At 36.2% G+C, this 14,900-nt stretch carries 10 protein-coding genes; 3 read left to right on the top strand and 7 right to left on the bottom strand.

Features of this window, described 5'->3' with window-relative positions; translation table 11 throughout:
- Positions 1-193: 193 nt before the first annotated feature.
- The 7 genes from asd to H602_RS19220 all read right to left on the bottom strand — a co-directional run bounded on the left by asd (position 194) and on the right by H602_RS19220 (position 10,458).
- Positions 194-1,084, bottom strand: coding sequence for an archaetidylserine decarboxylase (asd, locus tag H602_RS0101440; RefSeq protein WP_026976418.1), 891 nt, complete (start codon positions 1,082-1,084; stop codon positions 194-196).
- A gap of 648 nt (positions 1,085-1,732) precedes the next feature.
- The gene (locus H602_RS0101430; protein WP_035758643.1) at positions 1,733-2,101 is read right to left on the bottom strand and encodes a DUF2200 domain-containing protein; all 369 of its coding nucleotides are present in this window, start codon (positions 2,099-2,101) and stop codon (positions 1,733-1,735) included.
- A 113-nt stretch (positions 2,102-2,214) separates the two neighbouring features.
- A complete protein-coding gene (locus H602_RS0101425; protein WP_026976416.1) occupies positions 2,215-2,712 on the bottom strand; it encodes a hypothetical protein in 498 nt (165 codons plus the stop codon).
- Between the two features lie 321 nt (positions 2,713-3,033).
- On the bottom strand, positions 3,034-4,221 hold the full coding sequence (locus H602_RS0101420) for a hypothetical protein (RefSeq protein ID WP_026976415.1): 1,188 nt from the start codon (positions 4,219-4,221) through the stop codon (positions 3,034-3,036).
- Between the two features lie 285 nt (positions 4,222-4,506).
- Complete coding sequence (locus H602_RS0101415) at positions 4,507-5,643, bottom strand: efflux RND transporter periplasmic adaptor subunit (protein ID WP_026976414.1); 1,137 nt, start codon at positions 5,641-5,643, stop codon at positions 4,507-4,509.
- Positions 5,644-5,646: 3 nt separating this feature from the next.
- Complete coding sequence (locus tag H602_RS0101410) at positions 5,647-9,996, bottom strand: CusA/CzcA family heavy metal efflux RND transporter (protein ID WP_026976413.1); 4,350 nt, start codon at positions 9,994-9,996, stop codon at positions 5,647-5,649.
- Between the two features lie 78 nt (positions 9,997-10,074).
- On the bottom strand, positions 10,075-10,458 hold the full coding sequence (locus H602_RS19220) for a hypothetical protein (RefSeq protein WP_051224100.1): 384 nt from the start codon (positions 10,456-10,458) through the stop codon (positions 10,075-10,077).
- Between the two features lie 269 nt (positions 10,459-10,727).
- Here H602_RS19220 and H602_RS0101400 point away from each other — a divergent pair, with 269 nt between their 5' ends.
- The 3 genes from H602_RS0101400 to H602_RS0101390 all read left to right on the top strand — a co-directional run bounded on the left by H602_RS0101400 (position 10,728) and on the right by H602_RS0101390 (position 14,749).
- A complete protein-coding gene (locus tag H602_RS0101400) occupies positions 10,728-13,067 on the top strand; it encodes an ATP-dependent helicase (protein WP_026976412.1) in 2,340 nt (779 codons plus the stop codon).
- 74 nt (positions 13,068-13,141) lie between these two features.
- Entirely contained in the window at positions 13,142-13,762 is a 621-nt protein-coding gene (locus H602_RS0101395; protein WP_026976411.1) for an L-threonylcarbamoyladenylate synthase, read from the top strand.
- A gap of 141 nt (positions 13,763-13,903) precedes the next feature.
- Positions 13,904-14,749 carry an NAD(P)H-hydrate dehydratase gene (locus H602_RS0101390; RefSeq protein ID WP_026976410.1) on the top strand — a complete coding sequence of 282 codons (846 nt, stop codon included), beginning with the start codon at positions 13,904-13,906 and terminating at the stop codon, positions 14,747-14,749.
- Positions 14,750-14,900 lie beyond the last annotated feature (151 nt).

Genomic DNA, 14,900 nt, shown 5'->3' with positions numbered 1-14,900 from the left:
TCACAATTACAATCAGCGGCTCCCTATCAATAGGAAGCGCCACATGCGCCATCATTGCTTAGTACATTTAGAACTGTTTAAAATGAGTAGCACATCTGTTTGAGAGCAATGAGAAAACCCAAATGTAGAATTTACAATAGTAAATATGGTGCATCTAGTTTAGAACTACTTTAAGAACTCAAAAAAGAGATATTTAGCTACCAATGGCTGTTCCTATTTTCTCGCCCATTTTCACGAAAGTTTCTAATTTATTTTTAGTGTTCTCAATTAAATCGCTGTCCAATTTAAATGCATCAGAATTGAATAACAAAACCACTGTTGAACCTCCAAATGCAAAGTAACCCATTTCTTCTCCTTTTTTAATTAATGAGTCAGGTTCAAATGTATTATTTAAACTTCCTACCATAGTGGCACCCACCGGTATAATTAAGATTTCGCCTTTGTCTGCTGTTTTTAATTTGCAGATCTCTTTTTTGTTTTCACAGAAAACTTCGGTAAATTTCTTGTTTAATGCTATTGGCGAAACTGAATAATAAAGTCCATCCACCTTTTTGGGTTCTGACGCAATTCCTTCATATGGAAAATGATAACGGTGATAGTCGTTTGGTGCTAAACGCAAGATGACCAATGCTGAGTTTGCGTGTTGTGCTGCTAGAGCGTCATCTTGCAAAAATTCTTTCAACGTAAATTTTTTACCTTTTACAAAAAAAGTGTTTACTTCAGCAACATTTTCAAACACCAATATTTTACCATCTCCTGGTGAAACAATTCCGGTTTCAATCGTTCTAACTCCAGCTTTTAATTTTCTATAAAAGAAATCATTAAAGGAAGTAAATTCGGTTATATCTTTTTGTGCCTCTGTCATATCAATATGCAACGACTTGACAAAGGGTTCAATCCTCTTTTTAGAACCAGGGCTATCCATTTTTTTTCCATACCATTCAGAGATAAATTTTTGCTTTGCTACCGGCAAAATTAATTTTTCTCCAAAAGGGTTACTGTATAGAAAATTCAATAATTCTTCTCCTGGTGGTCTTTCTATTTCTATGGTATTAGTTGACCTATTTATAAATTTTATATCCATTTCATTCGATTATTCTATTCGGGCTTAGTATTTTTTAGCTTCCGAACAAAGCGCGTTGGTGTAAAAAACTCTTTATTTTCCTTGTAAACTTAATTTCGAAGTAAATATAGCCCATTTCCTTAACAATAATTCCTTTTTTTAGAATGCATGCGTATTTTGCTCCATAAAGTAGATGATATTTAGATCCTCGCGGTGGTTTTACAACTACTTTGTAATTCTTATGGTGATGGTTGTCGAGTTATACTTATTCCTCTAAAGAATAGGAGACAGGCTGCTCAATGCTTTCCGTAGTACTTCATCTTTAGAATTCAACTCTTTGGTGTTTTATTTCCTAAAACAACAACGCCAAAGCATCTGGCAGCTTTTCTATTAAATGTTTTTACATTCTAAGAAATTATTTATTGCCTTTTCAATAGCTTCTATTTTTACTTTTATGAGAGTTGCAATGTTGTATTCAATACGTTAAGGATTGTTTGTATCATTGATTTGAATATCTACCTTTTTCCTAGATAGACTTACTCTAATAATCGTCTAATGATTGTAGGTCTTTCATTTGAACAACATCTTGCCGGTACCGGAGTGGGTAGCAACGCTCTTATTAATTGTTGCAAAAATGTCCGCTTTGCTCTTATAGAATTACAACTCAGATTATGACCTTAAAATCTTTTCCATCTTTCTTCCTTTTGCCAGTTCATCAATCAGCTTTTCCATCCGTCTGCATTGCTTATACACGTGAAATTCGTCTTCTATCTCTTCAATTCGATAACCACAAACCACTCCTTTAATTAAATGTGCGTTGGGGTGTAGGTTTGCTTTTTCAAAAAATGTTCTAAAGGTTATTTTCTCTTCAATATACAATTGAATCGTTGCTTCATCAAAGCCAGTAAGCCATTCTATTACTTGATCTAACTTTGCCTTGGTTCTTTCATTTTTTACCACTCTACTTAAATAATGAGGATAAATAGAGGCAAATACCATAGCTGCAACTTTTTCATTTTTCTCAATTGTTACGTTCATCTTTATTTCCTTTTTATTGTAATTTCTTTTACCGCTAGTTGCGCTAGAAAGCGCTAAAAGTGCTGTTTGAAGTGCCTATTTTAAATAACTGCTCATTTAAGATAGCAACTATTTTATTTCATTAATCTTTTTATAAATGCTTTAATTCCTTTTTCTTCAATTCTATTTTCTTTTAATACAGTCGAATCAAATGCGAATTCAAAATTAGAATTCCATCTTATTTTGTAAATATCTGCACCATCATTTGTTTCAAAAGCAACACAGTCAAATGCCCTCAATAAAGTTATTAGTGAAGACGGTCCACCATATGGATATCCTCTAGCTTCAAAATCAAGTTTTCCAATTCCGACTTGATTGCTGTATAAACCGATAAAATTAACGTCTAAATTCTCGTTGATGAATTGAATAATGTTTTTTAAATTCCAACTTTTATTTTTCTCAGAATCTTTGAAGTATTCAATCACATATTCAGGTATTATTTTCAACCAAAACTCTTCAGATTTTTTTTTCTCGTTATTATTGCATTTAAATATTTCATTTAAAAACTCATTACAGTTTTCAAATTTAGCTTTATCATTAAAGGTAAATTCAATGTATTCGGTTTTGTTCATGTAATTGTTGCTACCATGAGTTGGTCTAAAATCTCTTTCAAGTTCCTAACCAAATTTATTTTTGAGGTAAATATAACCCATTTCCCGAACAATATTTCCGACTTTTAAAAAAGGACACACATTTTACTGCATAAAAAAAGAGAGCTATAAACCCTCTTCCTTTTTCTGTAAAACTGTACACGAACTTTATCCGTACTGATAGCAGGCAATTGGTTCTCTCGTTAAAAATCGCGAAAAATGCTATATAACTTTGTCACTATAGTTAAAGTCTCGGGTGTTTTTGCACCAAAGCAACTAAATCTAAGCTATTCATAAACGATTTTATTCAAAGTATTTTAATTCTCTTTTCCAAACATAGAGTGGTTTTCCATTAATGGATTTGGTTTGTTCAATCCAATTATTTTTGTGATCAACTACATATTCAAAGTCAACTTGTGTTACAATGCCTTTATTGGTGTATAAAAGTTGTATTGGAAATTCAGTTTCAGCATATAAATATTCCAATGCAATAGTATGCTCGGGATAATTTGGAGAAACATTACATTCTTTTGTCTTTCTTTTTAAGCCATCATATTCATATTTTTTATAATGCGTTAAGCTATCTTTATTGTCATACAAATATATGTTCTTTACCAAGTCGTTTTCATAAACCGTAACTTCTGTTGTATATAATTCTGCTTTATTTCCATCATTGAAATTTGAGTTGTATTTTTTGGTTTCTATAATTCTATCGTACTCATCATATTTGAATGCAACTCTAATTTGGTCTACTCCATTTTTAGTTCTTTTTTGACTATTTCCCGTCTTAGTCTTTACCCAAATAAAGGGTGAATGAAGAATTATTTTTGTTTTCCTATTTTTTAAGTCGTACTCAAATTTATTTCCATAATCAGCACCTTGTCGGTTAAAATTTTTTTCTTCGATCAAGTTCCCAGAACCGTCATAAACATATGCTGTACTTCTTTTTTCTTTTGGATATTCTGAATTAAAATGTTCTTCTCTAGTAATTTGATTTTTTTCGTTAAACTCTTTTTTTATTGTTGAATAATTTTTATCAGAATCACTATTTCTTGAATAGATTAAGTTGTTGTTGTTATCAAATTTATGAACTGTATTAGACGATTTATATCCGTTAAGTCTTTGACTGATATTATTTCCAGTGCTATCATATTTGTTTTCACAGGAGCTCAATATACTTTGATCTTTATAATACCAAACGTCTTTTAACAGTTTATGGTCAATGTCAAATTCTTTATAGTAATTAATATAATGAACCCAATACGTTTCGTACCACCAAGTCTTAAACCTACTTTTTGTAAAATCTTCACTTATAAATCCACTATGACCGAAATCACCATCGCTGCCAAATAGCTTTCTGTTTTGTACGTTTTCATCTAAGAAGAGGAGCTGTTCTCTAATTGATTTTACATTGCCGTAAAGTGTATCCTTTGGTTGGGAATAGGTAATGTTTTGGAATAACGTAAAAATGAGTAGTAACTTTAACTTCATAATTTAACAGATTAAGTGATGTAGCGCTTTATTATATTTTTCAAAATGCTCGTGTATCATTTCGTTGCAATTCCTGTGCACTAAAGTTAGGAAATAAAATTGAATAAAAAGTCCAAGAGGATTTTTAGAGAGTAAGCGAAAACCAGGAATAATAGGTTCTAGTACAGCACCGGCTGTTGCTTGGCATATAAAGATAGGGGTTCATTGCAAAAGGTTTAAATTTTATACCAAAAAAAAATGCGAAAGGTACTTCTTTCGCATTTTTGGGTATATAGTATTCAGAATTTACTCTTCTTCTTTGTTTTTTAATTGCATCAAAAGCGTATAAGCACCTTTAATCACGATTTCTTTGTCTTTAATAACTTCTGCATTGGTAATAGCGGTAAAACCATTTTCAGCAATGCCTAAAACCACTTCAGTCATTTCATATTGACTGTTGCCTATTTTGACAAACACATATTCTTTATTCTCAAAAGAAACAATGGCTTCTTTCTGGATGGAAAGTTGTGCAGCGTTTTTCAATTCAATTTCGGCATTCATGTACATTCCTGGCAATAGTTTTTTGTCATACTGCTCAAAATGACAATGTACTTCGGCACTGTGTTCATTATCCGAAATGTCTTGGCTGATTAAAATGATTTCAGCTTCGTGCTTCTCGTCTGGGTTGCTATTGGAATAAGCATAAACCCGTTGACCAATGAACAACTTATTGATGTCTTTTTCAAAAACTTTCAAATTCAAATGAATATCCGTCGGGTTAATTAATTCAAAAAGCACATCGGTTGGACTCACATATTTACCGATATTGACATTGACCTTGGACACAAAACCATCAATGGGCGAATGGATCGTGATGCTTTTTGAAATGTTATTTTCAGAAAGGGTGTTTGGATTGATGTAAATCAACCGCAGTTTTTCAGCCAAAGCACTTTTTGTAATCTTCAAATTCTTAAATTCAGCTTCTGCCATTTGAAACACTTTGTCGCTACTGGCTTGACTTTGATTCAAGTCTTTTTGACGTTGGTATTCTTTTTCGGCATAATTTAACTTTGCCAAAGTGCTCAAATATTCTTGTTGTAACTGAATGTACTGTTGGTCTTCCATGGTAGCAATGACGCTGTTCTTTTTGACATACATGCCCGGAAGTAACGATGTGTTTTTTAAATACCCACCCATTTGCATGCTAATTGATACTAAATTCTGTGGCGGAACATCTATTTTTCCATTCACTTTTAGCGTTGCCGATAAGGTTCTGCTTTCTGGTTTTGTGGTTTGTAAATCCACGTTTTTTAATTGTTCAGGAGATAAAGTCACTACTTTTTCTATTGCAGTTGTAGTCTCGACTTCGGTTTCTTTTGTTTTTGAGGAACAAGCCAATCCCAATGAGAGAAGCAGTCCGTATGCGATTATCTTTGTTTTCATAGTTTATAGTTTTTGAGTAAGATAGAGCAGTTCAATCACGCTTTCGTTATAATTGTACACACTATCAATGTAATTGTTTTTGGCAGAAATCACTTGGTTGGTCAGCATTACCCAATCCAAATAATTGATGTCGCCTCCGTAAAATTGCTTGTTGGCTGTCTTTTCAATTAACAACGCATTGGGCAATCCTTCAGTTTCAAAATAAGTGACTTGCGCTTTGGTTTGCGTTACGTTTTGTTCGGCAATTTGCAACTGGTTTTGCAACACTTTTTCTTGGTTTGAAAAAGCTACTTTTAGATATTCTTCTTGTACTTTCGACGCTTTTATTCGTGCATTTTGAGTTCCACCAAACAGCGGAATGTCAATGCCCACTTGAGCCGAATGAAATCGAGCACTAGAGTTGTACAGTACATTATCAGGACCTGTTCCCGTGATGGATGTGTTGAAATAACCCACAGAAAGCATCGGTAACTTCTTCGCTTTTTCCAAACGGGTTTGTGCAGCAACGGTATTTTGTTGTGCTTCAATAGTGGCAAGTTGCGGATGGTTCTTTTCAATTGCGTGACTTTCAATGGCAGCGTATTCCAACTTAATTTCGGTAGCTGTAGGTTCCAAATACGTTTCCGTGTTCAATAACAATTGAAAACTACTTTGCAACACTGCTTTTTCTTGCCGCAATTGAATCAGTTGTTGTTGCAATTGACCTAACTGCAATGTGGCAGTTGCTTTTTCTAATAAATTACTTTCGCCTTTTTGTTGTCGAAGTGTGGCTTTCTTTAAAAATTCAGAAAGCAAACTGTCGCTTTTTTGCAACAAACGTTCTTTTTCTTTAAGGGTCAATAAGCCATAAAAGGTATGCATCACTTCTTTTTTTAGTGTCAATTGGTGCAAGTTGGCCAAGGCTTCGGCTGATTTATATTCGCTAGTCAACACTTTTTTCTGCCGACTGTATACGGTTGGCAACTCAAATGATTGTGAAATGCCAAATCGGGTATCGTTATAGGCACTGTTGTATTGACCAAATTCAGTAGCAACTACCGTTTTAGGCAAATTAGCGTTAGAAGCAATCAGCTCTTTTTGATACTGCGTTTTCAAACGTTCTATTTTGCCCATTTGATTGGAATCAATAGCTATTTTAAGTGCTTCTTGCAAAGTAATCTTCTCTTGTGCCACCATATTGAAACTACTTCCAATAAGCAGCAAAACAAGTAGGGTAGTAGTGGGTGTTTTTTTAGTTATGGTAAATCCTTTTTCAAAAACGATGTATAAAATAGGTAATACAAATAAAGTCAATAAAGTGGCAATCATCAGTCCACCGATAACTACAGTTGCCAAGGGTCGTTGCACTTCAGCACCTGCTCCATTGCTTAATGCCATGGGTAGAAAACCAAGTGAAGCTACAAAAGCAGTCATCAAAACGGGACGCAATCGGACTTTAGTTCCCATCAAAACGATGCGTCGAAAGTCGGTCATGCCTTCTTCACGGAGTCGGTTGAATTCAGAAATCAACACAATTCCATTCAAAACGGCGACACCAAATAATGCGATAAATCCAATTCCGGCACTAATGCTGAACGGCATGCCGCGGAGTGCTAAGAAGAAAATCCCACCAATCGCCGAAAGTGGAATTGCAGTGTAAATCAATAATCCTTGTTTAACCGATTTAAAAGCGAAGAAGAGTAATACAAAAATCAAGAGTAATGAAATAGGTACTGCAATCATCAATCGGGCTTTTGCTTTGTTTAAATTTTCAAAAGCACCGCCATACGTGGTGTAATATCCTGTTGGCAATTTGATTTTTGCATCTACTTTGCCTTTCAACTCTTGCACAATACTTTCCACATCACGACCGTTAACGTTAAAACCAACCACAATTCGACGTTTGGCATCTTCCCGTTGAATTTGATTTGGGCCCGATTCTAAACTAACTTTTGCCAATTGCGAAAGCGGGATTTGAATGCCTGTATTAGTTGGAATCAATAGGTTTTCGACATCCGTAATGGAAGTTCGTTTACTTTCGTCTAGGCGAACAATCAGCTCAAAACGCTTTTCGCCTTCGAAAATTTGTCCAGCACTTTGTCCAGCAAAAGCGGTATTAATCACTCTATTAATGTCCGAAATATTCAATCCATATTGCGCAATTGCAGGACGATTATAGTCAATAATTACTTGTGGCATTCCAGCAACAGGTTCGATATAGAGGTTTTCTGTTCCTTCTACGGTTGAAACAATTTTACCCATTTTTGCAGCATAAAGAGCCAGTGTATCCAGATTTTCGCCAAAAATTTTACACACCACATCTTGTCGAGCACCCGTCATCAACTCATTAAAACGCATTTGTACCGGATATTGAAAACCAGCGGTAATTCCGGGCACTTCTTCCAACGCTTTACCCATTTTGGCAGCCAATTCATCAAAAGTTTTGGCAGAAGTCCACTCGCTTTTGTCTTTCAAAATCACCATCATATCGCTGGCTTCCATGGGCATCGGGTCGGTTGGCACTTCACCACTTCCTATTTTGGTTACTACTTTCTCCACTTCTGGAAAACGACTTTTCAAAATGTGAGCGGCTTTTGTAGTGCTTTCTATCGTGGTATTCAAATTGCTTCCTGTCAAAACTCGGGTATCAACTGCAAAATCACCTTCTTCCAATGCCGGAATGAATTCGCCTCCGAGCGTGGTTAGCGTAAAAACTGCTAAAACAAACATTGCAATAATGCTTCCCACAATTATTTTAGGAACATTCAATGCTTTTTCTAAAAGATGTTGGTACCGACTTTCAATAGCCGCCATCATTTTGTCGGAGAAATTGGGTTTATGATTTGTTTTTTTGCTTAGAAACAAAGCACTCATCATCGGAATATACGTCAGCGACAAAATAAACGCTCCTAATAAAGCAAAGGCAACCGTTTGCGCCATTGGTTTAAACATTTTTCCTTCAATGCCTTCTAACGTAAAAATGGGTAGATAAACAATCAAGATAATAATTTGACCAAATACGGCAGAGTTCATCATCTTGCTTGCCGAAGATTTTACTTCTTCATCCATTGTAGCTTGAGATAATTCCGCTTGAGCTTTCCATTTTTTACCTCGGGTCAATTGGTGCATGACGGCTTCCACAATAATAACAGCACCATCAACGATTAACCCAAAATCCAACGCACCTAAACTCATTAAATTTCCGCTTACGCCAAAAACATTCATCAGAATAATGGCAAAAAGCATCGCTAATGGAATAACGGAAGCCACTAAAAGTCCCGCTCGAAAATTCCCTAAAAAGAAAACCAACACAAAAACAACAATTAAAGCCCCTTCCATTAAGTTTTTCTCAACCGTGCCAATTGCGTTATTAACCATTTTTGAACGGTCTAAAAAAGGTTCAACAATGACACCTTCAGGTAAGGTTTTTTGAATTTGAGCCACACGGTCTTTGACGTTATTGATCACTTCGTTACTGTTGGCCCCTTTTAGCATCATCACCACCGCTCCGGCAACTTCACCTTCGTCATTGTAAGTCATCGCTCCATAACGCGTGGCACTTCCCATTTTGACTTCGGCTAAATCTCTCAAATATAAAATCTGACCGCCAGCTGTAGGTACAGCAATGTTCTCAATATCTTCAATGCTTCCAATCAAGCCTTCGCTTCGAATGAAAAGTGCCGTAGCTTCTTTTTCAATGTAAGCGCCACCGGTATTCTGATTGTTTTTCTCCAATGCCGTAAAAATATCCTGCATCGAAAGTTGGTAAGAGTGGAGTTTATTAGCGTCAATAGCAATTTCATATTGCTTTAATTTACCACCAAAACTACTGACTTCAGCAACGCCTTTAACGCCTAGAAGTTGGCGTCTGACGATCCAATCTTGGATGGTTCTTAATTCAGTAACATTGAATTTGTCTTCATAACCTGGTTTGGTCCGGACTACATATTGATAAATTTCACCCAATCCTGTGGAAACAGGTCCGAGTTCAGGTACACCAATTTCGGAGGGAATTGTGCCTTGCAATTGTTGCAAGCGTTCAGCTACTTGTTGTCGAGCCCAATAAATATCGGTTTCATCGTCAAAAACAATCGTAACTAGAGAAAGTCCAAAGCGAGAAAAACTTCGGATGGATTTCATTCCTGAAATATTACTGTTGGCTTGTTCTACAGGAAATGTTACCAATCGTTCGATATCAGTTGCTCCAAAAGACGGAGCGATGGTAATGACTTGTACCTGATTATCCGTAATATCTGGAACGGCATCAATGGGTAATTTTGTGGCTTCATACATACCAAAGCCGATTAAAGCAAAGGTAAATAAGCCAATGATGAGTTTATTCTTGATCGAAAACTCAATGATTTTATTTAACATGGATATAGGAAGTTAGTCGTTAATGTAAATTACTAAACGTCTGTGTTCACAAGGAATGTGAAGCGATAAAAGTAAGTACTAGACTATCTGAGGCGGTTGCCAAATGGTGCTGAAGTTATCTGACGAAAAACAAGCGTTATAAAAACGATTTGGCGGTTTCAATTCTGCAAAATCGGTTGTTGTAATAAATTCAATTGTGGTAATAGAAGGTAAAACAGTAAAACTTACTGCATGCGTAAAATCAAGACTTTTATAAGGAAGCTTCAAATCCTGATCACGATCGGCATCGAAAACGTCCCCTTTTGTATAATGTTCGTACACAAATTCTGAAAAAGTCAGTTGTTGTTCTTCTTGATGTTCTTTAAAATGTTGTGCCAATTGCGGAAGCTTCAACAATTCGCTAAAATCAGTTGAAGTTAAGAGGTAAAGAGACAGTAAGGCTATGGCTATAATTTGACGCATCTCATTTTTAATAAGAACAAATATAGTGATGTTTGAATTTCCATAGTGTGACAAATATCACATAATGGTTTGTTTAGATTTATTCTACAAGAAAAAGGATTAAGCTGCTATCGATATTTTGTTGTAACCTTGACGCTGTAAAAAACGGTACAACCTACTTTTAAAAAACGTAAAATTAACAGAAATCATAATTGGCAATGTCCGTCTATAAACGTATTTTTGTATATTAAATTTAATACTCAATCTGATTCATTCAGTACACCTATACCATGCAACAATACATTAGCCAACTCAACGACGCCCAGCAAGCACCGGTACTTCAGAAGGACGGACCTATGATTATTATCGCAGGTGCGGGGTCAGGAAAAACACGGGTTTTAACCATCCGGATTGCTTATTTAATGAGTTTGGGGGTGGATTCATTTAATATTTTAGCGCTCACTTTTACCAATAAAGCAGCAAAGGAGATGAAAAATCGTATTGCCGCAATTGTGGGAAATGCCGAAGCTAAAAATTTGTGGATGGGAACATTTCACTCGGTTTTTGCGCGTATTTTACGTTCGGAGGCGGATAAGTTGGGCTATCCATCTAACTTTACCATTTATGATACGCAAGACAGTGTGCGGTTGATTTCTTCGATTATCAAAGAAATGCAATTGGACCGCGATGTGTACAAACCCAAACAAGTGTTAGGTCGAATCTCTTCCTATAAAAACAGTTTGATTACCGTTAAAGCGTATTTCAATAACCCCGAATTACAAGAAGCCGATGCGATGTCTAAAAAACCGCGTCTGGGCGAAATCTACCAACAGTATGTGGAGCGTTGCTTTAAATCGGGTGCAATGGATTTTGATGATTTGTTATTGAAAACGAATGAATTGATCAACCGTTTTCCCGAAGTTTTAGCAAAATACCAAGATCGATTTCGATACATTTTGGTGGATGAGTACCAAGATACCAATCATTCGCAATACTTAATTGTCCGTGCTTTATCAGATCGTTTTCAAAACATTTGCGTGGTAGGTGATGATGCACAAAGTATTTATGCGTTTCGAGGGGCAAACATCAATAACATTTTAAACTTCCAAAAAGATTATGATAATGTGCAAACGTATCGACTGGAACAAAATTACCGTTCGACCAAAAACATAGTAGAAGCGGCCAATTCCATAATTGATAAAAACAAGACCAAGCTGGACAAAATTGTTTGGACGGCAAATGATTTGGGTGCCAAAATTAAAGTACAACGAAGCGTTACCGATGGTGAAGAAGGACGTTTTGTAGCTTCCACCATTTGGGAACAAAAAATGAACAATCAGTTGACTAACGGTCAATTTGCCATATTGTACCGCACCAATGCACAATCCCGAGCGATGGAAGATGCGTTGCGAAAACGGGACATTCCGTACCGCATTTACGGTGGATTATCATTTTACCAAAGAAAAGAAATTAAAGACGTGCTGTGTTATTTGCGTTTGGTCATCAATCCTAAAGACGAAGAAGCACTAATCCGGGTAATCAATTATCCAACGCGAGGAATTGGCGACACTACTGTTGAAAAACTGACCATTGCAGCCAATCATTACAAGCGTTCGATTTTTGAAATCATGCAGAACATTGATAAAATCGACTTGAAATTGAATGCGGGAACGAAAACAAAGTTGCGCGACTTTGTAACGATGATTCAAAGTTTCCAAGTGATCAATGAAAATCAAGATGCTTTTTATCTTGCAGAGCATGTGGCCAAGAAAACCGGTTTGGTACAAGAATTAAAGAAAGATGCAACGCCAGAGGGAATTGCTAAAATTGAAAATATAGAAGAATTACTTAACGGTATTAAAGATTTTATCGAAGGCCAACGAGAAATTGATGGAGCAAGAGGAGCACTTTCTGAATTTATGCAGGACGTGGCTCTAGCAACTGATTTGGACAAAGATACCGGCGATGATGATCGTGTGGCATTAATGACCATTCACTTGGCAAAAGGATTGGAATTCCCGTACGTTTTTGTCGTAGGAATGGAAGAAGATTTATTTCCAAGCGCGATGTCTATGAGTACACGAAGCGAACTTGAAGAAGAACGCCGTTTGTTTTACGTAGCTTTAACGCGTGCAGAACATCAAGCGTATTTAACGTATGCGCAATCGCGGTACCGCTGGGGAAAATTAACAGATAGCGAACCTTCCCGATTTATTAATGAAATTGACGAACAATACTTGGAATACATTTCGCCACCGGAAACCAATTATAAGTACAAACCGATGATTGATTCAGACATTTTTGGTGATGTGGATAAGTCCAAATTGCGACAGTTTAAACCAACTGCTTCGGCACCACCAAAATATTTGAACCCTACGGATGGAGCGGCTACATCAGGCGTTAGGAAATTGAAACCATTGGCCAGTCCAACACGGACGGCTTCGGCTGGACCCAATTTATTTGACGGTCCGTTAACGCAAGGAACTAAAGTAATGCACGAACGTTTTGGTAGGGGTGAAGTGGTCAATTTAGAAGGCGTAGGCGGTGATAAAAAAGCCGAAATAAACTTTGAAGTGGGCGGAATTAAAAAACTATTGTTACGTTTTGCGAAGTTGGAAATTTTGGAGTAACTTATTGTTTCTGTTTTAAGGGCGTTGATACGAAGCTTTAAATCCGGAAACTTTACACTTTAAACTAAAAAAATATGGCACAATTTATAAAAATTTACGAAGATAAACCCAATGAAGCTGCTATTGCAAAGGTAGTTAAGGTTTTAAAAGAGGGAGGTTTAGTCATTTATCCAACAGATACCGTTTATGGTTTGGGTTGTGACATTACGAACACAAAAGCATTAGAACGTATTGCAAAAATCAAAGGAATCAAGTTGGAAAAAGCAAATTTCTCATTTGTTTGCTCTGATTTGAGTAATATTTCGGATTATGTACGGCAAATTGACACCAGTACGTTTAAACTTTTGAAAAGAGCACTTCCTGGCGCTTACACTTTTATTTTGCCAGGAAATAATAATCTTCCAAAGGAATTTAAGAAGAAAACTACTGTTGGTATTCGAGTTCCAGATAATGCGATCGCGTTGGAAATTGTAAAAATGCTTGGAAATCCAATTGTTTCAACTTCGATTTATGATGAAGATGATGTGATAGAATACACTACCGATCCTGAATTGATTTTTGAGAAATGGCAGAATTTGGTTGATATGGTTATTGATGGTGGTTACGGAGACAATCAACCGTCTACGATAATTGACTTGTCAGGTGACGAACCGGTAATTATAAGAGAAGGAAAAGGGGATATTGATATTTTTTAAGTAATTATCTCGGTAGATTTTTTAGAAATTATAAAAAACATTGCGCAATGGCGCGAAGTCGCAAAGCTTTTGTAATTCGCTTTACGTCTTGGCGCCTTTGCGAGATAAAGAAATATAAATCAGTGAGGAAATTAACAATTTATGAAAATTACTAAAGTCACTAGATCAACGATTTCAAAAATGTACCGAACTGTACAATGCGACACCCACAAAGGAATTCAAGGGCACGTGCTGATCATTGGCGGAAGCTATGGAAAAATGGGTGCGCCACTTCTGTCCTCAAAATCAGCATTGCATTCCGGCTGCGGTTTAGTGACGGCTTTTATTCCTAAAATTGGGTATTCCATTTTGCAAACGGCCCTTCCAGAAGTAATGGTTTTGACCGATAAAAGCGAAAATTACATTTCAAATATCGACTTTACTATTGTGCCAAAAGCAATTGGAGTGGGCATAGGAATGGGGCAGGAGCCAAAGACACGTAGGGCATTTTATAAGTTTTTAAATACAAATGAAATTCCGTTAGTACTTGATGCCGACGCTTTAAATATTTTAGCTTACAATCCGAAATGGTTGTTGAGTTTAAAGTCGCAAACCATTCTTACACCCCATTTAAAAGAATTAGAACGACTCATCGGAAAATGGAATTCTGAAGAAGAAAAATTTGAAAAAACAGCAGCACTTTCTAAAGCGTTGAATTGCATTGTAGTAATGAAAGGAGCGCCAACGCACATTTTTTCAAATGGAAGATGTTATGAAAATTCGACAGGAAATCCCGCTTTGGCAACAGCCGGAAGTGGCGACGTTTTGACGGGAATCATTACAAGTTTGTTGGCGCAAAAGTATACTGCCGAAGAAGCGGCTATTTTAGGTGTTTATCTTCACGGTTTAACCGCAGATTTGGCCCGACCGAAGACTGGAACACAAGCATTTACTGCTTCTACTATTATTGAGTATTTAGGGAAAGCATTTTTGGAGATAGAGAAATAACTCATATTAGGCATTTTAAGTTTGTACAAAAACGCGTTGTAAAGTATCGTACGACTTAAATTTGTTTGCTTTATTTCGCTCACTATTACAAATGGATTTAAAACAGTTACGCACATAAAATATTTTTCAGGTTGGTCAAGTCCACATCTAT

The organism is Flavobacterium tegetincola DSM 22377 (assembly GCF_000425485.1).
GTDB classification, from domain to species: Bacteria; Bacteroidota; Bacteroidia; order Flavobacteriales; family Flavobacteriaceae; genus Flavobacterium; species Flavobacterium tegetincola.
This window is presented reverse-complemented; position numbering and strand designations above follow the sequence as displayed.

Bases quoted from the DNA above. Each gene is read 5' to 3' on its own strand.
- asd (WP_026976418.1), bottom strand. From the start codon at position 1,084: ATGGATATAAAATTTATAAATAGGTCAACTAATACCATAGAAATAGAA.
- H602_RS0101430 (WP_035758643.1), bottom strand. From the start codon at position 2,101: ATGAACGTAACAATTGAGAAAAATGAAAAAGTTGCAGCTATGGTATTT.
- H602_RS0101425 (WP_026976416.1), bottom strand. From the start codon at position 2,712: ATGAACAAAACCGAATACATTGAATTTACCTTTAATGATAAAGCTAAA.
- H602_RS0101420 (WP_026976415.1), bottom strand. From the start codon at position 4,221: ATGAAGTTAAAGTTACTACTCATTTTTACGTTATTCCAAAACATTACC.
- H602_RS0101415 (WP_026976414.1), bottom strand. From the start codon at position 5,643: ATGAAAACAAAGATAATCGCATACGGACTGCTTCTCTCATTGGGATTG.
- H602_RS0101410 (WP_026976413.1), bottom strand. From the start codon at position 9,996: ATGTTAAATAAAATCATTGAGTTTTCGATCAAGAATAAACTCATCATT.
- H602_RS19220 (WP_051224100.1), bottom strand. From the start codon at position 10,458: ATGCGTCAAATTATAGCCATAGCCTTACTGTCTCTTTACCTCTTAACT.
- H602_RS0101400 (WP_026976412.1), top strand. From the start codon at position 10,728: ATGCAACAATACATTAGCCAACTCAACGACGCCCAGCAAGCACCGGTA.
- H602_RS0101395 (WP_026976411.1), top strand. From the start codon at position 13,142: ATGGCACAATTTATAAAAATTTACGAAGATAAACCCAATGAAGCTGCT.
- H602_RS0101390 (WP_026976410.1), top strand. From the start codon at position 13,904: ATGAAAATTACTAAAGTCACTAGATCAACGATTTCAAAAATGTACCGA.